We start from the raw sequence: 24,589 nt of genomic DNA, 5'->3' as shown, positions 1-24,589 counted from the left end.
GCCACCTGTGGTGGCCCTGTAGAGCCGAGCCCATGCTCGGCTATCGCGCGCAGCGCGGGTTCTCTGCGATCGCCACGAAGAGCAGCCGAGCATGGGCTCGGCTCTACAGCAGGGTTTACGGCGAAGGCTTCGCCAGCGCCTTGGCCTTCGCGTACAGCGCTTTGGCAATCTCTGCATCGCCCAGCGCCGCATGACACTCGGCCAGGCTGTCCCACACATTGGCCGAATCCGGATACAGCTCGGTGTTGAGGGCGAATACCTTCAACGCCCTGCGTGCACCAAGGCTCTCGCGGATGGCATACCCGCTGGCGTTGATCGCTCGTTCCAGCTCGCTGCCCGCCACCCGGTTGTTATCGCGCAACCAACTGCGTATCGCCTGGGCAGCGCCTGCATCATCATCCAGCGCATACGCGACCAGCCCCTCGGACAGCACCGCGTGCGGAAACGCCTGCGGCGCCGCGACCGCCATCGTGCTCTCCACCAGCGTGCTGGACCAGACATTGCGGGCGCTGCCGTTGGTCAGGTACACGAACACCCAGTAGCCGCTGGCCAGCGTGTCCTTGTACGCCAGCCGCGCACGTACACGGGTGCCGCCATCATGGCCGACCTGGGTGTAGCCGTCGCTGCGGGTGGTGTCCCATCCCGTGGAGAAGAAATTGCTGCCGCCACCGCTCAGTTTCTGCGGCTGCCAGAGCTTTTCCAGGGTCTTCGTACGCACCAGCGTGCCGGTCGCCAGCGCCTGCAGGAAGCGGTTCATGTCGCCCACGGTGGTCTGCAGATCGGCATGGCCCCAGCCGTAGTCCGGCCAGGGATCTTCATTGGCAGGCTGCAGTTGGCCATCCTTGCCGATGTACGGCACCGCCGCGCGCCGGGCCGGCACGCTGGCAACGCCCCACGAGGTGCTGGCCATCTTCAATGGCTGCAGGATGCGTTCGCGCGCGATGGCCGGGTAGGACTTGCGGTAGTGCGCTTCCAGCAACGCCGTCAGCACCAGGTAGTTGGCCTGGGTGTACTGCACGCGGCTGCCGGTGGCGAACTGCATCGGTACAGCGCCGGCCACCTTCAGCGCAGTGCCAAGGTCAGGCGCTACACCGGGGTAGCCCTTGCTCACCCAGCGGTTATCCACCCGGTTGTAGTACTCGCCGATACCCGAGCTGTGGTTGAGGAAGTCGCGCACGTGGATTGCCTGCCATGCAGTCGGCAGGTCCGGCACATAGCGGCTCGCCGGCGCATCCAGATCCACCTTGCCCTGATCGACCAGTTGCATCACCAGCGTGCTGGTCAGCAGCTTGGCCATCGACTGCGCGGCGAAGATGGAATCGACGGTGGCAGGTGTGTGCGTAGCGCGATCACGTTCGCCGCTGGCGCCCTGGTACAGCACCTGGCCGTTGTGGGCGACCAGTACCGCCTGACCGGCGATGCCGTAGCGTTCGAGGTTGGCCTGCAGTTGGGCGTCAAGCTGGGTAGAGAGGCCGGCGGAGAGGTCACTCGCTGATGCGGGCGGAGCAGCGAACAGGACGCAGAGCAATGCAGCAGCAAAGGTGCGGTACATCGCGGTGATCCATCAGCGGTGATGGCGCATCTTGGCATGTAGAGCCGAGCCCATGCTCGGCTGCCTTCGGGCCAGGCATCATGCACCCGGAAAAATGAGCCGAGCATGGCTCGGCTCTACAGGTGTTTCCGGGTAGTGCCGGCCGCTGGCCGGCACCCCTGCGATCAGCCCAGGATCCCCGGTAGATCCAGTCCCTTTTCCTTCGCGCAGTCGATCGCGATGTCATACCCCGCATCGGCGTGGCGCATGACGCCGGTGGCCGGGTCGTTCCACAGCACGCGGCCAATCCGCTTCGCCGCTGCCTCGGTACCGTCGCAGACGATCACCATGCCGGCATGCTGGGAGAAGCCCATGCCCACGCCGCCGCCATGGTGCAGCGAGACCCAGGTCGCGCCGCTGGCGGTGTTGAGCAGGGCGTTCAGCAGCGGCCAGTCGGACACCGCGTCGGAGCCATCGGCCATCGCTTCGGTTTCGCGGTTTGGCGAGGCCACGCTGCCGCTGTCCAGGTGGTCACGTCCGATCACCACCGGCGCCTTCAGTTCGCCGTTGGCGACCATCTCGTTGAACGCCAGTCCGAGTCGATCGCGATCACCCAGGCCGACCCAGCAGATGCGCGCCGGCAGGCCCTGGAACTTGATCTTCTCGGCGGCCATGTCCAGCCAGCGGTGCAGGTGGGGATTGTCCGGAATCAGTTCCTTCACCTTGGCATCGGTCTTGGCGATGTCTTCCGGGTCGCCACTCAGTGCTGCCCAGCGGAACGGGCCGATGCCGCGGCAGAACAGCGGGCGGATGTAGGCCGGCACGAAGCCGGGGAAGTCGAACGCGTTCTCCACGCCTTCTTCCAGCGCCATCTGCCGCAGGTTGTTGCCGTAGTCCACGGTCGGCACGCCGAGTGCGTGGAAGCCGAGCATGGCGCGGATATGGTTGGCCATCGACGCGCGCGCTGCTTTCTCCACTTCCTTCGGCGCGGACACGCGCTTTTCGTCCCATTGCTCGACGGTCCAGCCCTGCGGCAGGTAGCCGTTCACCGGGTCGTGCGCGGAGGTCTGGTCGGTCAGCAGGTCCGGCTTCACGCCGCGCTTGAGCAGTTCGGCCAGCACGTCGGCGACGTTGCCGAGCAGGCCCACCGACTTCGGCGTGCCGGCCTTGCAGGCTTCATCGATCAGGCGCAGCGCTTCGTCCAGGTTGTCGGTCCAGGTGTCCAGGTAGCCGGTGCGCAGGCGCATGTCGATGCTGCTCTTGCGGCACTCGACGGCCAGGCAGGAGGCGCCGGCCATCACGGCGGCCAGCGGCTGTGCGCCGCCCATGCCGCCGAGGCCACCGGTGAACAGCCACTTCCCGGTCAGGTCGCCACCGAAATGCTGGCGCCCCATCTCCACGAAGGTCTCGTAGGTGCCCTGCACGATGCCCTGCGCGCCGATGTAGATCCAGCTGCCTGCGGTCATCTGGCCGTACATGGCCAGGCCCTTCCTATCCAGCTCGTTGAAGTGGTCCCAGTTGGCCCAGCGCGGTACCAGGTTGGAATTGGCGATCAGCACGCGCGGCGCATCGGCGTGGGTGCGGAACACGCCCACCGGCTTGCCCGACTGCACCAGCAGGGTCTGGTCGTCGTCCAGGCGCTTGAGCGTTTCGACGATGGCATCGAAGCTCTCCCAGTCGCGTGCGGCGCGGCCGATGCCGCCGTACACCACCAGTTCCTGCGGGCGCTCGGCCACATCGGGGTGCAGGTTGTTCATCAGCATGCGCAGCGGCGCTTCGGTCAGCCAGCTCTTGGCGTTGAGCGTGGTGCCGGTCGGCGCGGCGATGGTGCGGGACGGGTCGTTGCGGGTCATGCGGCGCTCCGGTTCGTAGCGAATTCAAGGCAGGCATTGAGCACCTGCGCCAGGGTGTGGCGCAGCGGTGCGGCGTGGTCGGGGTCGAGCGGCGTGGGCCAGCTGTGCTCGTCCACCTGGTCCGGCAGGGGTTCGTGCATGTAGCCGCGGCAGGCCAGCTCCATCTGCAGGCTGTGCACGCCGCCGGCGATGTTGCTGTAGTGGCGGGTGATCCAGCCACCCTTGAAACGGCCGTTGCGCACCTGGCTCATGCCACTGATCTTCAGCAGGTTCTCCACCACGTCGCTCAAGGCGTTGTCGCAGGACGTGTCAGGTGCGCCGGACGGGCCAGCGGTGCCCAGGTTGAACTGCGGCAGCTCCCCGTCGAACAGATGCGGGATGTGTGAGCGGATCGAGTGCGCGTCGTACACCACCACGGTGCCGTGGCGTGCACGCAGGCGCGTGATCTGCGAAGCCAGCGCATCGTGGTAAGGCAGGAAATACGTGTCGCGGCGACGGGCGATTTCTGCGTCGTCCGGTTCGCGCCCGGCGTGGTACAGCGGCTGGTTGTCGAAGGTCGTCAGCGGGCACAGGCCGGTGGTGTTCTGGCCCGGGTACAGCGACACGCCGCTGGGATCGCGGTTGAGGTCGATCACCGAACGCGAGATTGCCGAGCGCACCGTGGTCGCGCCCATGCCACGCACGAAGTCGTACAGATCGTGCACCCACCAATCGGCGTCGCGGCGTGCCAGCCACGGCGAGTGGTAGTCGCCCATCAGTTCATGCGGCAGCTCGCTGCCGGTATGCGGGAAGCTGACGATGAGGGGGCGTCGCCCTCGTGCACCGTCAGCCATTCGGGAAGGGTCGTCATGCCTGCGGTTCCACGGTCGGCAACAGATCGCCCAGGCCCTGCGCCAGCGCACCGCTGCGCACCAGATTCGTGGCGGTCACCATGTCCGGATGGAAGTAGCGGTCTTCTTCCAGTGTCGGCACCTGCGCACGCAGGCTGGCGCGCACGCTTTCCAGCGCGGCACTGGAGCGCAGCGGGGCGTGGAAGTCGCAGCCCTGTGCTGCGGCCAGCAGTTCGATACCGATCACGTTGGCGGCGTTCTCGGCCATCTGCATCAGGCGGCGTGCGCCGTGCGCGGCCATCGACACATGGTCTTCCTGGTTGGCCGAGGTCGGGATTGAATCAACGCTGGCCGGGTAGGCGCGCTGCTTGTTTTCCGAGACCAGTGCAGCCGCGGTCACCTGCGGAATCATGAAGCCGGAATTCAGGCCCGGGCGCGGGGTCAGGAACGCCGGCAGGCCGGACAGCGCCGGGTCCACCAGCATCGCCAGGCGGCGCTCGCTGATCGAGCCGATCTCGCACACCGCCATCGCCAGCATGTCGGCGGCGAAGGCGACCGGCTCGGCGTGGAAGTTGCCGCCGGACAGTGCTTCGCCGGTGTCGGTGAACACCAGCGGATTGTCGGAGACGCCGTTGGCTTCGATTTCCAGCGTGGTCGCGGCCTGGCGCAGGATGTCCAGCGCCGCGCCCATCACCTGCGGCTGGCAGCGCAGGCAGTACGGGTCCTGCACGCGCACATCGTTGTCGCGGTGCGATTCGCGGATGTCCGAGCCCTGCATCAGCGCGCGCAGCGTCGCGGCAGTGGCAATCTGCCCGCGCTGGCCGCGGATGGCGTGGATGCGCGGGTCGAACGGCGTGTCCGAGCCCTTGGCCGCTTCCACCGACAGCGCGCCGGTGACCAGTGCGGCCTGGAATACGGTCTCGATCTCGAACAGGCCGGCCAGCGCGTAGGCGGTGGAGAACTGCGTGCCATTGAGCAGCGCAAGGCCTTCCTTCGCTCCCAGTTCGATCGGCTGCAGGCCGGCACGTGCCAGGGCATCGACCGCCGGCAGGCGCTCGCCATCGATGAAGGCTTCGCCCACGCCCAGCATCACGCTGGCCAGGTGCGAGAGCGGCGCCAGATCGCCCGAGGCACCCACCGAGCCTTGTGCCGGCACCACGGGCAATACGCCCTTGACCAGCATCGCTTCGAGCAGCAGCAGGGTTTCCTCGCGAATGCCCGATGCGCCCTGCGCCAGGCTGACCAGCTTCAGCGCCATCATCAACCGCACCACGCTGGCCGGCATCGGCTCGCCCACCCCGGCGGCATGCGAGAGCACGATGTTCCGCTGCAGGGTGGCCAGGTCTTCGCGCTCGATGCGCACGCTGGCCAGCTTGCCGAAGCCGGTGTTGATGCCATACACCGGTGCGCCTTTGGCGACGATGGCGGCGACGGCTGCGGCACTGGCGCGCACCACCGGCAGCGCGGCCGGGTCCAGTGCAAGCGGCGCACCGCGATAGACCTGCCGCCATTGGGCGAGAGTGACATGGCCGGGGCGAAGAACCAGGGTGTTGCTCATGTGTTGCTCCAGGAGGCAGGCAGGTCGGGCTGGCCGCGCACCACGCGCGCGTGCAGCGGGTTGAATCCAATGCGATAGACCAGGTCGGCAGGGGCGTCGATGTCCCAGATCGCCAGGTCACAGTCCATGCCGACGGCGAGGCGGCCGATGCGCTCACCATGGCCGAGCGCGCGCGCTGCTTCACGGGTGAAGCCGGCGATGCACTCGTCCACGGTCAGGCGGAACAGGGTCGCGCCCATGTTCATCGCCAGCAGCGGGCTGGTCAGCGGCGAGGTGCCCGGATTGCTGTCGGTGGCCAGCGCCAGCGGCACGCCGGCCGCACGCAGCGCGGCGATCGGCGGCAGGGTGGTATCGCGGGTGAAATAGAAAGCACCGGGCAGCAGCACGGCGACGGTACCGGCAGCGGCCATCGCGGCGATCCCGGCATCGTCCAGATGTTCGATATGGTCGGCCGACAGTGCACCGAAGCTGGCCGCCAGTTCGGCACCGTGCTGGTTGCTCAGCTGTTCGGCGTGGATCTTCAACGCCAGTCCGTTCGCGCGGGCGGCCTCGAATACCTGCCGCGCCTGCGCGGGCGAGAAGGCGATGTTCTCGCAGAACACGTCCACCGCTTCGGCCAGGCCTTCGGCAGCAATGGCCGGAATCATCACCTCGCACACCTCGTCGGTGTACTCCTGTGCCTCGCGGCCCGGCGGAATCGCGTGTGCACCGAGGAAGGTGGTCACCACGTTGACCCGGCATTGCTCGCCCAGCGTGCGTGCAACCTGCAGCTGCTTGCGTTCGTCGGACAGGGTCAGGCCGTAGCCGGACTTGATCTCGATCGTGGTCACGCCTTCGGCGCGCATCGCCAGCAGGCGCGGGCGGCTCTCGCTGGCCAGTTGCTCGGGCGTGGCAGCGCGGGTGGCGCGCACGGTGGAGACGATGCCGCCGCCGGCACGGGCGATCTCGGCATAGCTCACGCCCTGCAGGCGTTGCTCGAATTCGTTGGCGCGGTTACCGGCGTAGACCAGGTGGGTGTGGCAGTCGATCAGGCCCGGCGAGATCCAGCGGCCTTCGCCATCGATGCGGGTGGTCGGCTGCAGCTGTGCATCGCTGCCGGCCGGGCCGACGTGGACGATGCGGCCCTCGGCGCAGGCCAGTACGCCATCGCGGATGACACCCAGGCCCTCGCCATCGAGGGTGATCAGGTGGACGTTGGACCAGAGGGTATCGACGTGCATGGCATCCACAACGCGGCTGTGCTTATATGTCTATACAATATAGGTGTCCATTTCGGGTTGTCCAGCCATGTCCGATTCGCGTTCCCCGCACTGTTTCCATGCCGCCCACGCCCTCCTGGCCGATGGCTGGGCCCGTGATGTCCGCCTGCAGGTACAGGACGGTCGTATTGCGGCGATCAGTACGGGGCAGGGCGCCCAGCACGGCGACACCCGCGCCGGCATCCTGGTGCCGGGCCTGCCCAACCTGCACAGCCATGCCTTCCAGCGCGGCATGGCTGGCCTGACCGAGATCGGCGGCGGTGACGGTGACAGCTTCTGGAGCTGGCGCGAGCTGATGTACCGCTTCCTGGCCCACCTGCGTCCGGACGCGGTGCAGGCCATCGCCGCCCAGGCCTACATGGAAATGCTGGAAAGCGGCTTCACCCGCGTCGGCGAGTTCCATTACCTGCACCACGACGCCGATGGCCATGCCTATGCCAATCGCGCCGAGATGAGCGCGCGGATTGCCGCTGCGGCCGATCAGACCGGCATCGGCCTGACCCTGCTGCCGGTGTTCTACGCGCATGCCGATTTCGGTGGCGCGCCGCCGAATCCGGCGCAGCGCCGCCTGATCCACGACGTGGACGGTTTCGCGCAGCTGCTGGACGCCGCCAAGCCGGCGTTGGCCGCGCTGCCCGATGCGGTGCTCGGCATTGCACCGCACAGCCTGCGTGCGGTCACCGGCGAGGAACTGGGCGCGTTGCTGCCGTTGACCGACGGCCCGGTGCACATCCATATCGCCGAGCAGGTGCGTGAAGTCGAGGCCTGCCTGGCCTGGAGCGGCCAGCGCCCGGTGCAGTGGCTGTACGACCATGCACCGGTCGATGCGCGCTGGTGCCTGGTGCATGCCACCCACATCACCGATGACGAGCGCGCGGCCATCGTCGCCAGCCAGGCTGTGGCCGGCCTGTGCCCGATCACCGAAGCCAATCTGGGCGACGGCCTGTTCCCGATGCAGGCGTTCGCCCGCGAGGGCGGGCGCTTCGGTGTCGGTTCCGATTCCAATGTGCTGATCGATGCAGCTGAAGAACTGCGCCTGCTTGAGTACGGCCAGCGGCTGACCCTGCGCGGACGCAACGTGCTGGCGCCGGATGCCACCCGCAGCACCGGTCGTTTCCTGTTTGAAGGTGCATTGCACGGTGGCGCACAGGCGCTGGGCGTGGCCGCTGGCCTGCAGGTGGGCGCCAGTGCCGATCTGGTCGAACTGGATGCCGCACACCCGGCGCTGCAGGCGCGACAGGATGACGCATGGCTTGACAGCTGGGTGTTCGCCGCACGTAATGGCGCGCTGCGATCGGTCTGGCGGCATGGCCGCCAGTGCGTGGCCGACGGCCGCCACCTGCAGCGCGAGGCGATCACCACCGCCTTCGCCGCCGCCCTGAAGGGCGTGCTGGGCTGATCGTCTCCGCCACCGGGATCCCATTACGTGAAGGCCAGCAAGTCCGCCACGCTCAACCAGCGTATCCGCAGCGATCTGGAAAGCCGCATCCTCAGTGGGGAGTGGGCGCCGGGCTTCCGGATTCCGTACGAGCACGAACTGATGGAGCAGTACGGCTGCTCGCGGATGACGGTGAACAAGGTGCTGACCGCACTGGCCGAGAGCGGCATGATCGAACGCCGCCGTCGTGCGGGTTCATTCGTGGCGCGTCAGCCGCCGCACCTGGAGCAGGTAGCGCTGGAGATTCCCGATATCGCGATGGAGGTCGGTTCGCGCGGCCACCAGTACGCGTACCGCCTGCTGCAGCGCGAGCTGCGCCTGGCCGACGGCGGCAATGCCGGTGAAATGGAGCTGGCCGGCAGCGAGAAGCTGCTGGCGATGCGCTGCCTGCACCTGGCCGATGGCCGTCCGCTGGCGCTGGAGCATCGCCTGATCAGTCCGGTGGGCGTGCCCGAGGTACTGGAAGTCGATTTCAGTACCACCGCGCCGGGCAGCTGGTTGCTGCAGAACGTGTCCTGGACGCGCGCGCAGCATCGCATCAGTGCCTGGGGTGCGGACACCGCCACGGCCAGGCTGCTGGACGTGAAACCGGGCACCGCCTGCCTGGTGATCGAGCGCCTGACCTGGCGCGGTGAACAGCCGATCACCCGCGTGCGCCAGGTGTTCCTGGGGGATGCCTGGGACCTGGTTGCGCGCTTCGCGCCGGGCGCTCGCTAGGGATTCCATCCACGCATGGCGTGGATCTACTGGTCCGGTACGGCTGTCGTCTTGAACTCTGTTGGTGCGTGTGTGCGATGTGTATCGTCCCTGCATGAAGAGCAGGGACCTCATCCGGGGTCTGGAGGCGGCAGGTTGGACCTGTTGCAGGATTCGCGGATCCCATCATGTATTCGTGCACCTCGCAGTGGCCTCACATCATCACCGTGCCTCACCCCAGAAAGGATCTGGGCAAGGGGCTGGTTCAGGCGTTGCGGAAGCTCGCAGGACTGACGTAGGAGGTCCCATGCGCTATCCAGTCTTGATTGAGGCCGGCGATGAACGCACCGCGTGGGGGTCATCGTTCCCGATCTGCCGGGGTGCTTCTCGGCAGCCGACACGCTTGACGATGCACTCAGCGCGGCCGAGGAGTCTGCGCTTGCCTGGATCGATGCGGCCCTGGATGAGGGGCGCTCGATTCCGAGTCCTTCTGCGCCACAGAAGATCGTCGCCGAGGCTCCCAGTGGTACGGCCTGGATTCTTGCCTACATCTGCATTGATCCATCTCTGCTGGACGACACCATCGAACGGGTCAACATCAGCCTGCCGCGTCGCATCCTGGCCAGGCTGGATGCGCAGGCCAGGGCGGCCGGCGAATCCCGCTCCAGTTACATCGCCCATCTCGCAGCATTGGGCTGAGCGGGCGCCCTGTAGAGCCCAGCCCATGGTCGGCTGCTGTTCGCGCGTTGCGCGATGAGTCGAGCGTGGCTCGACTCTGCAAAGGCATCCACGCATCGCGTGGATCTACCAGAGATTCGTGTGTCGGGATTCAGTAGGTCCATGCCATGCGTGGATGTTGCCCCATCAATACGTAGCGCACTGCCGCCAGCGCACCGGCTCATCCACGCCGGGGCGGGCATTGAGCTGGATGCGCACGTTGCGCAGGGCAGGGTAGTGCAGCACTTCCTCACAGACCTGCGGCCAGACCTTTTCCAGTTCACCGGTGCGGTTGATCGCCAGCGTCTGCCGGGTCAGCCAGACACCGCTGGCGATGCCGGGCTTGCCAGCCAGGGCACGGGCCAGATCGGCCTGGTAGCGATCCAGCGTGGCTGCATCCGGATTGGGGTTGCTGCGCGGGTCGGCCGCCGGGGCGACGGCAGCGGCGGGTGAAGAGGCGGCCGGGAGCACTGCCGCGGTGCCAGCAGGTTCCGCCGCAGGCGCGGTTGAAGGCGTCGCCACCACCGACGCTGCAGCAACCGGCGCGGCCTCTTCCACACGCAGGCCCTGCAGGCCCAGGCCAACCAGCAGCCCCAGCGTTGCCGAACCCAGTGCGGCGATGGCGATGCGGCGCAGCGCTTCGTGCCGGGCGCTGGCGCGCACGCGCGCTTCGATGTCGCCGGGCAGGTAAGGCTGCAGCAATGGCCACAGGCGCGGGCCGTCCAGCACTTCAACCGCCTGCTTCTCGGCGGCGCTGCGGCCGTCGCGCTCGATGCGGCCTTCGGTCAGCAGCACGCCGCCCTTGGCGCCGGCCAGGCGCGCGGCCGCACCCAGCTCGTTCACTGCGGCGGTGCCGATGCGGTAGGCCAGGCCATGCTTGCACGACACCAGCCAGTGGTTGGGGCCATCGCTGAGCATGAAATCGCTGCTTGGCTCGCGGGCTTCTTCCGCCGGATCGATCAGTTCACGCAGGCCGCGCTGTTCGCGCAGCATGCGCTTGACCAGAACGGAGAATTCGCGCCAATGCATGCCCGCCAGGGCCTGCAGGCCGAGTTGCATCTCCTTCTGCCGCCGCTTGACCCACCACAGATAGATAACGGCCAGGAAACAGCTAAGCAGGGCCGACAGCAGGGCCAGGATCCAGGGGAGCATGCAGGAGTAGGGCGGAAGGGGCGAAAGCGGAGAACGACAGTGTAAAGGTCGCGGTGCCTGGCCGGGTCAGGATGTTCCTGACAGAAAGCGTGATGGAGCGCGCAGATCGGCGTACAGCGGGCACGAAAAACCCGCCAATCCTGAAGCCGTGAGGGGAGGGAACAAACGGCAGCCGAAGCGATTGGCGGGTTGCTCGCGATTGTCAATCAATTTTTATTGCATTGCAACAATCGTGGTCAGGGCACGCTGTCCGGTGACTGATGGCTGCCCGGAGCAGGGGCATCGGTGCCGGACGCGGCGCGGTTTTCCAGCTTGGCCAGGCGCGCGTGCAGGGCATCAATGCGCGCCTCCAGTGCGGTCACTTCGTCGGCGGTGGGTACATGCAGGCGCTTGAGTACGCCCTGCACCTGGTCATCGAAGGCCTTCTCCACCTTGTTCCAAGTGCCGGAGGCCTTCTCGCGGGCCTCATCCAGCGAGGTCTCGACATTGTCACGCCAGCCCGGGCCCTGGTCGCCGTTGCGTTCACGGCGGCGGGCTTCCCAGGCTTCGCCTTCCTTCACCAGGCCATCGAAGAAGCGGCTGCCCTCGGCCTGGGCGCGACCCAGCGCACCCAACCCGGCCAGCCAGACCTGCTGGGCCGAATCGCTCAGCTTGCGCGAGAAGCGCTCGGCCTGGTCACTGAAAGAGGCATCGTCGTTGCGGCGGTCGTCGTTCTCGTAGTGGTTCATCGCACTTCCCGTGGGAGTTGGGCCTGCCCCGAGAGTAGCGCGCACCGGCGTTGCACGGCCGTGACGGCCGCCGCCGGGGTTCAGCCCAGCTTTTCCTTCAGCACACGCTGGATCTCGCCTTCGACCATGCCCTTCATCGCCGACAGCAGGAAGCCCAGCTTGGCGGTTACGCGCACCGCGCCCGGCTGCAGTTCGATCGCACCGTCCACGCCGCTGCCGGAGAAGTTCAGTACGTCGGCGGTCCAGGACGACTTCAGGCCAAAGCGCTCGGACAGCTTGGCAGCGACCTGTTCGATCGCGGCGCGCGCCTGTGCATCGGGCAGGGCGTGGGCGTGGCGGACATCGATGGTGGACATGCAGGCTCCTGGCGCAGGGCGGGGATGGTCGAAGAGGGCAAGCATTGTGCGCATCAAGGGCCGCCGCGCCAAGCACTCATCGTGGGTTCTTCTTCGTTGGCGACCAACCTGCTAGGCTGCGCCGCGTGCAGAACCTGCTTGTTCACTTCAGTCAACAACAACAGCCCGACCAGCCCTTGCGGCCCGGGGTGCAGCGCATCGTGCGCCAGGCCAACGGCAGCGTGCGGCTCGGAGATCCTGGCCACGGCGCACTGCTGCTGGCCCAGTTCTGCATGGATGATCGCGGCCTCTGGCTGCAGGTCGGCAACGGCATCCGCGGCGTCCACGTGAACGGTCGCCCGGTACGCCGGATGGCCCTGCTGCGTGCAGGCGATGCGGTGTATGTGGATGGCGTGGAGATGGTCCTGCAGGGCGAGGTCGAAAGCCTGCTGCAGGCGCCTGCGCCGAAAGCCGAAGATGGCAGCGACGAGCAGCAGCGGCTGCTGCGCGGTGTCGGCGGTCTCCATCATGGCCGCAGCTTCACCCTGTCGCGGGCCCGCCTGATCGGGCGGGGCAACGAGGCCGACATCGCCATCGATGACCCGGCTTTTGCCGAGCAGCATGCCCGCGTGGAAGTGCACGGCGAACGCGTGCTGCTGCGCGACCTCGGCAGTGCCGAAGGCACCCGCGTCAATGGCGTGGCCGTGCGCCATTGCTGGCTGCAGGCCGGCGACCAGGTGGTGTTCGATGGCCAGCACCGTTTCGTGCTGGAAGTGCCGCATGATCCGCGCCGACGGTCGTTGCCGGTCGAGGACGAGTCGGGCGAGGACGTGGAACAGGCGCCGGTGCTGCCGGCTGCGCCGCGCAGGGTGCGGCGCTGGCCGTGGCTGCTGGTCAGTGCGCTGCTGCTGGCCGCGCTGCTCAGCCTGCTGCTCTGGTTCGGCGCGCGCTGACGGTAGTGCCGGCCGCTGGCCGGCAACCGCCGCCCCGAATCCGTTAGGTTGCCGGCCAGCGGCCGGCACTACCTGGTCGCGTTGCCGATGGATTCCGATGAAACCAAATTTCCCTTGCCGCACAAGGCCGCAAGGCTGGTGCACTGCGGCATACTAGGGGTCTTGCCCCACAGGTGTGACATGACGCGCGCGTTCAACTTCAGTGCCGGCCCTGCGACCTTGCCGGAATCGGTCCTGCGCCAGGCGCAGGCGGAAATGCTGGACTGGCACGGGTCCGGCGCTTCGATCGTGGAAATGAGCCATCGCGGCGCGGAATTCATGTCCGTGGCCGCCGAGGCCGAGGCCGACCTGCGTCGCCTGCTCGATATTCCCGAAGACTATGCGGTGCTGTTCCTGTCCGGTGGTGCCACCACCCAGCAGGCGTTGATCCCGCTGAACTTCGCCGCCCCCGGCCAGCGTGCCGACTACGTGGTCAGTGGCCACTGGGGCAAGACCGCGGTCAGGCAGGCCGGTGTTTACGTGGACGTCAACATCGGCGCCAGCAGCGAGGCCGATGGCTATCGCACGCTGCCGCCGCGCGCCGACTGGCAGCTGTCACCCGATGCCGCCTACGTGCACATCACCGCCAACGAGACCATCCACGGCGTCGAGTTCCGTGATGTGCCCGACACCGGCAACGTTCCGCTGATCGCCGACTTCAGCTCGTCCATCGCCAGCGAGCCGCTGGACGTGCGCCGCTACGGCGTGATCTATGCCGGCGCGCAGAAGAACCTGGGCCCGGTCGGCATCGCGGTGATGATCATCCGCCGCGACCTGCTCGAGCGCAGTGGCCAGCCACGCGCGGACATCTTCGATTACCGCTCGCATGTCGCCCGCGATTCGATGCTCAACACCCCGCCAACCTGGAACTGGTACCTGGCCGGCCTGGTGTTCAAGTGGATGCTGGCCGAGGGCGGCGTGGCCGAGTTCGCCAGGCGCAATGCCGCCAAGGCCGCGCTGGTGTACGGCGCCATCGACGGTTCCGGCGGCTTCTACCGCAATGAGGTTGCACACGCGGCCCGTTCGCGGATGAACATCCCGTTCTTCCTGCCCGATGCCGATCTCGATGCCCGCTTCGTGGCCGAGGCCAAGGCCGCTGGCCTGCTGGCGCTGAAGGGGCACAAGGTCGTCGGTGGCATCCGTGCCTCGCTCTACAACGCCATGCCGCTGGCCGGGGCCGAGGCGCTGGTCGCCTTCATGGCCAATTTCCAGCAGCGTCACGGCTGAGCAATGAACGGCGCGCACCGTCGGGTGCGGGCCCCGCAACAAGGAATTCCGATGGCAAGCAGCAAATCCAGCAAGAAGGCGCCGAAGAAGGCCGAACCGGCCAAGGACAGCGTGCCCACCAAGGCGAAGGGCAAGGCCAAGGCCACCTCGAACCCGGCACCCACCCTGGCGCCGCTGGCGCTGGCCGATGTGCGCTCGAAGATCGACCAGATCGACCGCGACATCCAGAGCCTGATCGCCGAGCGCGCGCGCTTCGCCCACCAGGTCGGCAAGGCCAAGGGCAAGCTCGCCGCCGCCGTCGACTACTACCGCCCCGAGCGCGAAGCGCAGGTGCTGCGCATGGTGGTGGACCGCAACGAAGGCCCGCTCAGCGATGAACTGCTGGTACACGTCTACCGCGAGATCATGTCGGCCTGCCTGGCCCAGCAGGAGCCGCTGAAGATCGGTTACCTCGGCCCGGAAGGCACCTTCAGCCAGCAGGCCGTGCTCAAGCACTTCGGCCGCTCGGCGCTGGGCCTGCCGATGGCCAGCATCGAAGAGGTGTTCCAGGAAGTGGAAGCGGGCAACGCCGATTTCGGCGTAGTGCCGGTGGAGAATTCGGGGCAGGGCACCATCCAGATCACCCTGGACATGTTCCTGACCTCCAACCTGAAGATCTGCGGCGAAGTGGAACTGCGCGTGCAGCAGTTCCTGATGTCGCGCAGCGGCCGCATCGAGGACATCGAGCGCATCTACGCGCATCCGCAGTCGTTCATGCAGACCTCGGCGTGGCTGCGCGCCAACCTGCCGAAGGCCGAGAAGATTCCGGTGTCGAGCAACGCCGAAGGCGCGCGTCGTGCGCGCAACGCCGACGACGCGGCGGCCATCGGCGGCGAGAGTGCCGGCCACGTGTACGGCCTGAAGAAGGTGGTCACCAAGCCGATCCAGAACGATGCCGACAACACCACCCGCTTCCTGGTGGTGGGTCGCAACATTTTCCCGACCTCCGGGCACGACCGCACCTCGGTGCTGGTGTTCATCCATGACAAGCCCGGTGCGCTGTTCGACGTGCTCAGCCCGTTCGCCCGCCACGGCATCAGCATGAACCGCATCGAGTCGCGGCCGTCACACCACGGCAAGTGGGAGTACGGTTTCTTCATCGACCTGGCCGGCCACATCGACGACGCGCCGATGCAGGCTGCGCTGGCCGAACTGGAAGCGCACTCGGCGCAGATCAAGGTGCTGGGCTCCTATCCGGTGGCCGTGCCCTGAGTGCTGCTGCGGCGGCAACAGCCGCCACTCCCTGATGCATCGCCGGCGCTGCCGGTGTTTACGGAATGATCGAACGATGAGCAACGCGCAACACTGGATAGCCCGCAAGGGCCAGCCGCTGCAGGGCAGCCTGACCATTCCCGGCGACAAGTCGGTCTCGCACCGCTCGGTGATGTTTGCCGCGCTGGCCGATGGCACCTCGCACATCGAGGGCTTCCTGGAAGGCGAAGACACCCGCGCCACCGCGCGCATCTTCAGCCAGCTGGGGTGCGCATCGAAACCCCCAGCCCGTCGCAGCGCATCGTGCATGGGGTGGGTATCGACGGCCTGAAAGCACCGCAGGCACCGCTGGACTGCGGCAATGCCGGTACCGGCATGCGCCTGCTGGCGGGCCTGCTGGCAGGCCAGGCCTTCGACTGCACGCTGATCGGCGATGAATCGCTGTCCGGCCGACCGATGCGCCGCGTGACCGGCCCGCTGTCGCAGATGGGCGCAAGGATCGACACCCAGGACGACGGCACGCCGCCGCTGCACGTGCATGGTGGCCAAGCGCTGCACGGCATCGATTTCGCCTCGCCGGTGGCCAGTGCGCAGGTCAAGTCGGCGGTGCTGCTGGCCGGGCTGTATGCGCAGGGCGAAACCAGCGTGACCGAACCGCACCCGACCCGCGACTACACCGAGCGCATGTTGTCCGCATTCGGCGTGGACATCGCGTTTTCGCCGGGCAAGGCCCGCCTGCGCGGTGGCCAGCGCCTGCGCGCCACGGATATCGTGGTACCCGCCGATTTCTCTTCGGCCGCGTTCTACCTGGTCGCCGCCAGCATCATTCCCGGTTCCGAGCTGCGCCTGAAGCAGGTCGGCCTGAATCCGCGTCGCACTGGCCTGCTGCATGCGCTGCGCCTGATGGGTGCGGACATCAGCGAAGAGAACCCGGCAGAACAGGGCGGTGAACCGGTGGCCGACCTGGTGGTGCGCTACGCCCCGCTGAAGGGCGCACGCATTCCGGAAGAACTGGTGCCGGACATGATCGACGAGTTCCCGGCGCTGTTCGTGGCCGCCGCGGCCGCCGAGGGCCAGACCGTGGTGAGCGGTGCGGCCGAACTGCGAGTGAAGGAATCCGACCGCCTTGCGGCGATGGCCACCGGCCTGCGTGCGCTGGGCATGCAGGTGGACGAGACCGAAGACGGCGCCACCCTGCACGGCGGCGTTCGGCTGGGGAGTGGCACCATCGAAAGCCACGGTGACCACCGTATTGCCATGGCGTTTGCCATTGCCGGCCAGATCAGCGACGGCGAAGTGCGCATCAACGACATCGCCAACGTCGCCACCTCCTTCCCGGACTTCGACGGCCTGGCACGCAGCGCCGGCTTCAACCTGGCCTGATCGGCCGATCAGGTTTTCCGGTAGGTGCCAACCATGGTTGGCACGCGCCCCCTGTCCGGTAGGTGCCGACCTCGGTCGGCGCGCTCACATCGCCCGGTAGGTGCCGACCTTGGTCGGCACGCTTCTCCGCATAAAAGGACGGAGGCCGAAGCCTCCGTCTAAACATCACGAACCCCTCGTCCGCGATCAACGCTGTCCGGTACGGAAATCCACCGGGACCCGCACCACACTGGCCACTGCACGGCCTTCATGCATCGCCGGCTGGAACTTCCAGTTCTGCACGGCGCTCAGCACCGCACGATCCAGGTCACGGCTGCGCTCGCCGCTGCGCGAAACAATCGCAGCATTGGTGACCTGGCCGCGGGCATCGACATTCAGGCTGGCGACCACGCTGCCCTGCACGCCATTGCGCAGCGCGGCAGCGGGGTAGGTCGGCTTGCTGTTGCCTGCCAGCGGGCGTGCCTCGCGATTGCGTACGGCAGGGGGGGCCTTGCGCTGGTTGCCGGCCGCTGCGGCCTGGCGGGCCGCAGGCTGTTGTACATCGGCGACCGGCGCCTGCTCGGGCGCGGGCAGCATGCGCTCGCCGACCGGTGCCGGCGCCACGTCTTCCTGGTTCGAGTGACGCAGCCAGAGCAGCGCGGCGGCAAACATCGCCACGATCAGCGCGATCCACATCCAGGGCGACGTGGGCTTGTGCTGTTCGCTGGCGTCCTGCTGCAGCTGCGGCGAATGAAGGTCTTCGTGGGTGGTGGCGGTCATCGCAAACTCCTTCCGTCAATGGACGACGGGGAGAGTGTTGCGCGGGCCAGTGGCGGGAAGTGTCAGCGTTGCGTCAACGCGACCGGCAGGGTTCAGTTTGCCTGCCGGGAAACGTTCAGTTACTGGGTCTTGAAGTCGAACGGCACTTCAATGCTGCCCGGTACGGCCTGGCCGTTGCTCTGCGCCGGGGTGAAGCGCCAGCGGCGCACCGCATCGGTCGCGGCACGGTCGAGCTCGCGTGAGCCGCTGCGCTGGATCACCGTGGCATTGTTCGGATAGCCGGTGGCATCCACGTCCACGCGCACCACCACGCTGCCGGTCTCGCCGGCGCGCAGCGCGGCGGCCGGGTAGGCCGGTGGAGGCGACTGGCCGGCGATCGGCATCGGCTGGCTGTTGCCTGTAGCAGCCGGCGCCGGGGCCGGTGCGACCGGGGCCGCTTCAGCGACGGGCGCCGGCGGTGGCGGCGGGGTTTCGACCAGCTTCGGGGCTTCCTCCTCGACCGGGGCCGGCTTGGCATCGGGCATGTCGCTGGAACCGGCGGCCGCAGCCAGCGGTTCGGGCAGCGGTTCCACCTGCGCCGTCTCCTGCGGGGTCTGTGCGGCCGGGTCGGCGCGGAAGAATTCCTTGTCGCGACCGGTGTACCAGACCAGCACGAACAGCAGCACGCCCACGCCGAAGGCGATGCCCGCGATCTTCAGGGCGTTGCGCGGGATATGCACGGTAAACGACTTGGCGGACGACGAGCGGGGTGCAGACATGGACCGGACCAGTACGGAATGCCCCGATTCTGCCACGGCGGGAATGAACCGGGCGGCAGAAATCCGTATAACAAGCGATAATCCCATCCCTGATACCCACCACGACACCTGCCATGCTTGATCCAGCCCTGCTCCGCCACCAGCCCGCCGACCTCGCCGAACGCCTGCGCACCAGCCGCGGCTTCGAGCTCGACGTGTCTGCCCTGGAGTCCCTGGAGGCCGATCGCAAGCGCATCCAGGTGCGTACCCAGGAGCTGCAGAGCCTGCGCAACAGCCGTTCCAAGGCTATCGGCCAGGCCAAGGCCAAGGGCGAGGACGTGTCGGCCATCATGGCCGAGGTCGCTGCATTCGCCGACGAGCTGAAGGCCTCGGAAGTGGCGCTGGACGAGCTGCGCGAGAAGATCGAAGCGATCTCTATGGGGATTCCGAACCTGCCGGCCGATGACGTGCCGGCCGGTTCCGACGAGAACGACAATGTCGAGCAGGCGCGCTGGGGTACTCCGCGCCAGTTCGACTTCAAGGTGCTCGACCACGTTGAGCTGGGTGCGCGCAACGGCTGGCTGGACGGCGAGACCGCGGCCAAGCTGTCCGGCTCGCGCTTCACCGTACTGCGCGGCCCGATCGCGCGCCTGCACCGTGCGCTGGCCCAGTTCATGGTCGACCTGCACACCGGTGAGCACGGCTATGAGGAAACCAACGTACCGCTGCTGGTCAACGCCGATTCGCTGCGTGGCACCAGCCAGCTGCCGAAGTTCGAGGACGACCTGTTCAAGACCGCCGTGGGCGACTCCACGCGGTACCTGATCCCGACCTCGGAAGTGCCGCTGACCAACATCGTGCGCGACGAGATCGTCGACGCCGAGCGCCTGCCGCTGCGCATGACCGCCCACTCGATGTGCTTCCGTGCCGAGGCCGGCAGCGGTGGCCGCGACGTGCGCGGCATGATCCGCCAGCACCAGTTCGAGAAGGTCGAGCTGGTCTCGATCAGCCGCCCGGAAGACAGCGACGCCGAGCACCAGCGCATGACCCGCTGTGCCGAAGTGGTGCTGGAAAAGCTGGGCCTGCCGTACCGCAAGGTGCTGCTGTGCACCGGCGACATGGGCTTCTCGGCCATCAAGACCTACGACCTGGAAGTCTGGCTTCCGTCGCAGGAGACCTACCGCGAGATCTCCTCGTGCTCGAACTGTGGTGACTTCCAGGCCCGCCGCATGCAGGCGCGCTGGCGCAACCCGGCCACCGGCAAGCCTGAGCTGGTGCATACCCTGAACGGCTCGGGCGTGGCGGTTGGCCGCGCGATGATCGCGGTGATGGAGAACTACCAGAACGCCGACGGCAGCATCACCGTGCCGGAGGCCCTGCGCCCGTACATGGGCGGCCTGGAAACCATCGCCTGATTCTCTGGCTGGGTGGGTGCCATGCTTGCATGGCACCGTATCCACGCATGGCGTGGATCTACTTGAGGATGTTGCACGCGCCGGGAATGAATTCAACGATGCCCCAGTAGATCCACGCCATGCGTGGATGAACCCCCGCGATCACTCCACAGCGCGCAGCTTCTCCAGCGGTACCCATCCCGGTTCGCCGGTCTCCGGCACGCACCACGCCCAGCCATTGAGGGGGCGCAGCCCGCGCAAGATCTGCCCGGGATCCACATCCAGCTCCCGCGCGCAGTAATCCTCCGTGGCATAGGCGTCACCCTGCGCATAGCGACCGATCACCGGCGCCGGCACGAAACCGGGCTGCTGCCCTTCGGCTTGGCACAGGAACCAGTCTTCCCAGCCCTCCGGGCCTTCATAACGTTCGCCCACCACCAGCGCCTGGCCACGGCGCAGGGTGATCGGGTGCGGAAATTCGCTGCGGTGCGCAGCCGTCACGATGTAGTTCATGCCCCAGCCTAGCGCGTCGCAAAAGAAAACGGCCCCGCACAGCGGGGCCGCCAGGGTGGGCCGGGATGGGGAGGGGATCCCGGCCCGCGTTCAGCGCCCAGACGAGGAGAGAGGGGCGCCGAACGTTGGAACGCGTTATGCGGCGACGGGTTCGGCCGCTTCGTGCGACGGCAGTGCTGCCAGCGCACCGGCGATGGCGTCTTCACGGTGCTGCGGCGAATAGGCGATGCCCTCGGCGCGCACGAATTCGACCTCGTTGATGCCCATGAAGGCGAACACCTGGCGCAGGAACGGCTCCTGGAAGTCGGCCGGCGAGTCGGTGTAGATGCCGCCACGGCTGCTGGCGATGATCACCCGCTTGCCACCGGCCAGTCCCACCGGGCCGTTCTCGGTGTACTTGAAGGTGCGGCCGGCCACGGCCACGCGGTCGATCCAGGCCTTCAGCGTGGACGGAATGCTGAAGTTGTACATCGGCGCGCCGATCACCACGATGTCGGCGTCCAGGAACTGCTGCATCACCTGTTCAGCATCGGTCGCCTCGGCCGCGTCGGTCCTGGCCAGCGAGCTGCTGCGCAGATGCGGTACCGGATTGGCGTCAAGATCGCGATAATCGACCTGCAGGCCATCAATCTGGCTGGCGAAGCGGGCGACCACGGCGGCCGACAGCTGGCGCGAGACGGAGTTGTCGCCAAGCACGCTGGCGTCGAGATGCAGAAGCTTCATGGCAGTCACCTGTGTTCTGGGAGGAAGGGGCGGGGGGCCCCGCCGACGGAGAGAACGATAGGTTGTTGCAAAGGCGGGATAAAGGTGATTGAATGCCACGTATTGTTCTAGATATGGAACTCGGGTATGCATGACCTGAATGACCTGTATTACTTCGCGATGGTGGTCGACCACGGCGGATTCGCCGCCGCCGAGCGCGCACTGGGTATTCCCAAGTCGCGCCTGAGCCGCCGCATCAGCCAGCTGGAAACCGACCTGGGCGTACGCCTGCTGCAGCGCTCCACGCGCCGTTTCGCGGTCACCGATGTCGGCACCAGCGTGCATCGCCATGCGCAGACGATGCTGGCCGAGGCCCAGGCCGCCCGCGAAGTGGTGGACCGCCTCAGCGCGGAGCCGCGCGGCGTGGTGCGCGCCAGCGTGCCGGTGTCACTGGCGCAGATGCAGCTTCCCAAGCTGCTGCCCAAGTTCCTTGAGCAGTACCCGAAGGTGCGGCTGCAGCTGAACATCAGCAACCGCCGCGTGGATATCATCAATGAAGGCTACGACGTCGCCCTGCGCGTGCGTTCGCGCCTGGACGACGACGGCAGCCTGGTGATGCGCAGCTTCGGCCAGGTGCAGGAACTGCTGGTGGCCAGCCCCAAATACCTGGACCGCGCCGGCCGCCCCAAGGACCCGGAAGAGCTCACCCAGCATGTCACCCTCAGCATCAGCGAAGACGAAGCCCGCCAGCGCTGGGAACTGCATGGCCCGGAAGGCGAAGTGCGCCGGGTCGACCTGCAGCCGCGCGTGGCTGGTTTCGACTTCCCGCTGCTGCAGAGCATGGTGAAGGACGGTTTCGGCATCACCATGCTGCCGGAGACCGTGTGCGCCGACGCCGTGCGCAACGGCGAGCTGGAAGTGGTGCTGCCGGACTGGTCGCTGCCGCAGGGCGTGTGTCACGCCGTGTTCGCTTCGCGCCGCGGCCTGCTGCCGGCGGTGCGCGTGTTCATCGACTTCCTGGCCGAGCACCTGCCGCCGCAGCTGGAGGCCTCGCGCCTGGATTGCGGTGGCGCCTGTGAAAAGGCCAAGGAGCGGATCAAGGCCAGTGCGCTGGGTGCGCTGGCGGTGGATGCGGGCTGAGAGGTCTTGAAGGCAGCGCCGGGCGATGTCCGGCGTTGCTGTTCTACGGCGAAGGCCCCACCGTGCCGGATGCGGAGGGCAGGGGCATGGTGGTCTTGGGCAAATGCCCGTCACGTGCGAGAATACGGCGCTGCCCGGGCGACCGGGACCCGATTGGAGAGATGGCCGAGCGGTTTAAGGCACCGGTCTTGAAAACCGGCGAAGGGTCAAACCTTCCGTGGGTTCGAATCCCACTCTCTCCGCCAAGATGTGGCGCATGTTGTTGATTTTAATGGTTATTGGCCCACTTGTTGGAGGCTGTTCCCATCGCTGTTCCCAATGCGGTGCATCGGCTGCAGTCTAATAGGGGAAGTAGATGGCGCAGGAAGGAAAGTTCGACGTTCTTTACGGGCCGCTTGTAGATGTGTGCAAAGCCCACGGCATATCAAGAACTAATGCATTCAAGCTCGCCAATGAGGGGCTACTGGAGACCTTCATGTACGGGAACCGGCGCTACGTATATGTAAGTAGCGTTCATTCTCTGCCCGAGCGCCTCGGATTGGTCGTCAGAACGCCGCCTGTTGGCGACTAGAGCGAACACTCTGTCATTACGCCTCAACCAGCCGAGGCGGACCTTAGTTCATTCTTCTATTCTGAGTCGGGGGCGCTTTCGCTGCCTCCTAGCAAGTTCCGCTGCCTCAACCGTGCAAGCATCCGGTTGAAAGACTTCTTCGTCCAGGGGCGTTTTCTTAGCGTGTGCACGCCGTTGGCATTCAGCCACGCGCGCCAGCTTGCCTTGTCGTGCCCATCGTCGGCACTGTCTATTGCCCCGTCCTTCATTGCAGCAAGCAGTGCTTCATAGACGGTCTTTGCATGCTTGTCTGCGTTGAGCTGCAACTGTCGCGTGGCAGCTGCCGTGTCGCTGTTGCGGACTGCCTTCAGATTTGGATTCCCACCGGGTCTTGCCATGCCTATTGGTTCCCAAATTGCGGAATGTCCCCCCTTGAGAAGATACCTGTGAGAGCAAAAACGCACAACGCTCTTGCAGGTACAAGCAATGGATGACACGAATAATTATTCAAGAACTGAGCTTCAACGACAGACCGCAGAGTGGCTTCTCAGAGAAGAGTGCAACGCGATGGTCACGTTAACTTTCAGCGGCGAAAAAGGAGTGAGCTATCAGTTTGCGGAGAAGGCATTTGGTTCCTTTACGCACAAGCTGAAGTGTCGTCTATTTGGTCGGAACTCGAAGAAGCGGATTCGTATGTGTCCAATAGTTGAAGACTTTGGTGGGGAACAGATGTGGAGTACATCGGCTCAAGGTGTTCGACGAGGAACGCACATTCATTGCTTAATGCGATTGCCTGGCGACCCGATGGACTACAAGGAAGTAGTCCGGAACCTATGGTGTTCTTCGGGCGAGTTGTGCGGAGACCCAAACGTGAACTGTCCGAATAGTAGCGATTGGTTCGTCGATATTAGCAATGAGCAAGACAGGCGCGAAGTGACCCACTACGTCCTGAAAAAGTGCGCGCAAGACATCGACGGAGTACTTGTAAAATTTATGCCAACTCGGTCTGCGATTTAAGAACTGGATTCACTTCGTAGGAGGCAAATGCCTCTGGTATATTGCTATCATCAGCGAAGGGGAGTCAGCTCTCCCCTGATTTATCTATGGGGAATATATAAGGTCACGGTAGTGAGTTGGGATTCTTCTGGCTCTTCAAATAGACACTGATAACGAGTTCCGTAAGGCCTCCAGCACGTGAGTGTCTTCTTCGATAGAGAAGCCTGTTGTGGATGCCGTGCCGGATGACGCGAGCACGACAGTCCCTCTATGGTCAACGCGTTGATGCTTAACGCGGACCTTTTCGATGACGTACGGTCTGGCTGACGTCAAGGACTTCAGTGCGGTCTGTGCGTCGCCTCTTCCTGCCTTAACCAACGCTCTCGCGCTCGCTCCATCCGAAAATGCGATGCTTCCAACTTGGAAGGCGTCAACAGTAAACGGCATGCTTGTGGAGGCTGCGAAGACCTCAAGCCAATGATTGACGTCGACCTTCACGGGTTTCACGGCTATTCTAAAGTCGGTAGTTTGGCTTAGCAGTGCCAGACAGGCATGCAAATGCCGGACTCCCTGTCGAAGCTCTATGCAAGGTAGGTCATCAGCAATAAAAAAATGCTGTTCGGAATACTTAACGGAGGAGAACTCTGCTTCGTTTCCGAATGGGTCGACTATGACCTCCGTTACGTTGACTCGTTGAACATAGCGGGCTTCAATAGAGTTTCGTCGCGCTCTGTCAACTACAAATCCTTCCTCGGAATCCTTAGTGAACTGCGCTTGTTGGAGTAGTCTTGCTAGCTGCCGAGCCGATACGTCCAAATCCGCCGAAAGCCATTTTACCTTGCTCATAA

21 protein-coding genes, 1 tRNA gene and 2 pseudogenes are annotated in these 24,589 nt (G+C 65.9%); 10 read left to right on the top strand and 14 right to left on the bottom strand.

The genetic code is table 11. The annotated features are described in order from the left end of the window. Positions 1-115: 115 nt before the first annotated feature. The 5 genes and pseudogenes from DL544_RS13280 to hutI form a co-directional block, all read right to left on the bottom strand. Positions 116-1,552, bottom strand: coding sequence for a serine hydrolase domain-containing protein (locus tag DL544_RS13280; RefSeq protein WP_065186173.1), 1,437 nt, complete (start codon positions 1,550-1,552; stop codon positions 116-118). Between the two features lie 164 nt (positions 1,553-1,716). Then, complete coding sequence (gene hutU / locus DL544_RS13275; RefSeq protein ID WP_065186172.1) at positions 1,717-3,384, bottom strand: urocanate hydratase; 1,668 nt, start codon at positions 3,382-3,384, stop codon at positions 1,717-1,719. Next, positions 3,381-4,234, bottom strand: a pseudogene (gene hutG / locus DL544_RS13270) (N-formylglutamate deformylase). Before hutG ends, hutU begins: the two are co-directional and overlap by 4 nt. Beyond that, complete coding sequence (gene hutH / locus DL544_RS13265; protein WP_005417317.1) at positions 4,231-5,772, bottom strand: histidine ammonia-lyase; 1,542 nt, start codon at positions 5,770-5,772, stop codon at positions 4,231-4,233. Before hutH ends, hutG begins: the two are co-directional and overlap by 4 nt. Next, positions 5,769-6,992 (bottom strand): imidazolonepropionase, encoded by a 1,224-nt coding sequence (gene hutI, locus DL544_RS13260; RefSeq protein WP_139727324.1) that lies wholly within the window; start codon positions 6,990-6,992, stop codon positions 5,769-5,771. The genes hutH and hutI overlap by 4 nt, the downstream gene beginning before the upstream one ends. Before the next feature lie 67 nt (positions 6,993-7,059). Here hutI and DL544_RS13255 point away from each other — a divergent pair, with 67 nt between their 5' ends. The 3 genes from DL544_RS13255 (at position 7,060) to DL544_RS13240 (ending at position 9,864) form a co-directional block, all read left to right on the top strand. Next, complete coding sequence (locus DL544_RS13255; protein WP_139727323.1) at positions 7,060-8,430, top strand: formimidoylglutamate deiminase; 1,371 nt, start codon at positions 7,060-7,062, stop codon at positions 8,428-8,430. Between the two features lie 27 nt (positions 8,431-8,457). Then, positions 8,458-9,186, top strand: a complete 729-nt coding sequence (gene hutC, locus DL544_RS13250; protein ID WP_065178642.1) for a histidine utilization repressor — start codon at positions 8,458-8,460, stop codon at positions 9,184-9,186. Positions 9,187-9,516: 330 nt separating this feature from the next. Continuing rightward, the gene (locus tag DL544_RS13240; RefSeq protein WP_255312969.1) at positions 9,517-9,864 is read left to right on the top strand and encodes a type II toxin-antitoxin system HicB family antitoxin; all 348 of its coding nucleotides are present in this window, start codon (positions 9,517-9,519) and stop codon (positions 9,862-9,864) included. A 165-nt stretch (positions 9,865-10,029) separates the two neighbouring features. On the opposite strand, the gene DL544_RS13235 is transcribed toward DL544_RS13240, so the two are convergent. The 3 genes from DL544_RS13235 to DL544_RS13225 form a co-directional block, all read right to left on the bottom strand. Beyond that, entirely contained in the window at positions 10,030-11,034 is a 1,005-nt protein-coding gene (locus DL544_RS13235; protein WP_065186168.1) for a restriction endonuclease, read from the bottom strand. 236 nt (positions 11,035-11,270) lie between these two features. Continuing rightward, positions 11,271-11,762, bottom strand: a complete 492-nt coding sequence (locus DL544_RS13230; RefSeq protein WP_005417304.1) for a phasin family protein — start codon at positions 11,760-11,762, stop codon at positions 11,271-11,273. A gap of 80 nt (positions 11,763-11,842) precedes the next feature. Continuing rightward, positions 11,843-12,118: a polyhydroxyalkanoic acid system family protein gene (locus DL544_RS13225; protein ID WP_005417302.1), complete on the bottom strand. Its 276-nt coding sequence runs from the start codon at positions 12,116-12,118 to the stop codon at positions 11,843-11,845. Positions 12,119-12,243: 125 nt separating this feature from the next. Here DL544_RS13225 and DL544_RS13220 point away from each other — a divergent pair, with 125 nt between their 5' ends. The 4 genes and pseudogenes from DL544_RS13220 to aroA all read left to right on the top strand — a co-directional run bounded on the left by DL544_RS13220 (position 12,244) and on the right by aroA (position 16,950). After that, complete coding sequence (locus tag DL544_RS13220) at positions 12,244-13,050, top strand: FHA domain-containing protein (protein WP_095377187.1); 807 nt, start codon at positions 12,244-12,246, stop codon at positions 13,048-13,050. A 180-nt stretch (positions 13,051-13,230) separates the two neighbouring features. Further along, complete coding sequence (gene serC / locus DL544_RS13215; protein WP_139727321.1) at positions 13,231-14,316, top strand: 3-phosphoserine/phosphohydroxythreonine transaminase; 1,086 nt, start codon at positions 13,231-13,233, stop codon at positions 14,314-14,316. A gap of 51 nt (positions 14,317-14,367) precedes the next feature. After that, a complete protein-coding gene (gene pheA, locus DL544_RS13210) occupies positions 14,368-15,567 on the top strand; it encodes a prephenate dehydratase (RefSeq protein ID WP_049414995.1) in 1,200 nt (399 codons plus the stop codon). A 76-nt stretch (positions 15,568-15,643) separates the two neighbouring features. Beyond that, positions 15,644-16,950, top strand: a pseudogene (gene aroA, locus DL544_RS13205) (3-phosphoshikimate 1-carboxyvinyltransferase). 186 nt (positions 16,951-17,136) lie between these two features. Here the strand turns inward: aroA and DL544_RS13200 are convergent. Both DL544_RS13200 and DL544_RS13195 read right to left on the bottom strand, forming a co-directional pair. Beyond that, a complete protein-coding gene (locus DL544_RS13200) occupies positions 17,137-17,709 on the bottom strand; it encodes an energy transducer TonB (RefSeq protein ID WP_069139846.1) in 573 nt (190 codons plus the stop codon). 119 nt (positions 17,710-17,828) lie between these two features. Further along, on the bottom strand, positions 17,829-18,467 hold the full coding sequence (locus tag DL544_RS13195; RefSeq protein ID WP_005417291.1) for an energy transducer TonB: 639 nt from the start codon (positions 18,465-18,467) through the stop codon (positions 17,829-17,831). A gap of 113 nt (positions 18,468-18,580) precedes the next feature. Between DL544_RS13195 and serS the strand changes: the two genes are divergently transcribed. Then, positions 18,581-19,861, top strand: coding sequence for a serine--tRNA ligase (gene serS / locus DL544_RS13190; RefSeq protein WP_139727319.1), 1,281 nt, complete (start codon positions 18,581-18,583; stop codon positions 19,859-19,861). Positions 19,862-20,002: 141 nt separating this feature from the next. Here the strand turns inward: serS and DL544_RS13185 are convergent, their stop codons facing one another. Continuing rightward, positions 20,003-20,353 (bottom strand): SH3 domain-containing protein, encoded by a 351-nt coding sequence (locus DL544_RS13185; protein WP_139727317.1) that lies wholly within the window; start codon positions 20,351-20,353, stop codon positions 20,003-20,005. Between the two features lie 135 nt (positions 20,354-20,488). After that, the gene (locus tag DL544_RS13180) at positions 20,489-21,076 is read right to left on the bottom strand and encodes an FMN-dependent NADH-azoreductase (RefSeq protein ID WP_061478956.1); all 588 of its coding nucleotides are present in this window, start codon (positions 21,074-21,076) and stop codon (positions 20,489-20,491) included. 126 nt (positions 21,077-21,202) lie between these two features. Here DL544_RS13180 and DL544_RS13175 point away from each other — a divergent pair, with 126 nt between their 5' ends. Next, complete coding sequence (locus DL544_RS13175; RefSeq protein ID WP_005410175.1) at positions 21,203-22,195, top strand: LysR family transcriptional regulator; 993 nt, start codon at positions 21,203-21,205, stop codon at positions 22,193-22,195. Between the two features lie 155 nt (positions 22,196-22,350). After that, positions 22,351-22,440 (top strand) — tRNA-Ser (locus DL544_RS13170). Between the two features lie 382 nt (positions 22,441-22,822). Here DL544_RS13170 and DL544_RS13165 read toward each other — a convergent pair. Both DL544_RS13165 and DL544_RS13160 read right to left on the bottom strand, forming a co-directional pair. Further along, complete coding sequence (locus tag DL544_RS13165; protein ID WP_139727315.1) at positions 22,823-23,143, bottom strand: hypothetical protein; 321 nt, start codon at positions 23,141-23,143, stop codon at positions 22,823-22,825. A gap of 754 nt (positions 23,144-23,897) precedes the next feature. Then, positions 23,898-24,587: a hypothetical protein gene (locus DL544_RS13160; RefSeq protein ID WP_139727313.1), complete on the bottom strand. Its 690-nt coding sequence runs from the start codon at positions 24,585-24,587 to the stop codon at positions 23,898-23,900. Between the last annotated feature and the right edge of the window lie 2 nt (positions 24,588-24,589).

This window comes from Stenotrophomonas sp. pho, from assembly GCF_006228405.1.
Taxonomy (GTDB): Bacteria; Pseudomonadota; Gammaproteobacteria; order Xanthomonadales; family Xanthomonadaceae; genus Stenotrophomonas; species Stenotrophomonas sepilia.
This window is presented reverse-complemented; position numbering and strand designations above follow the sequence as displayed.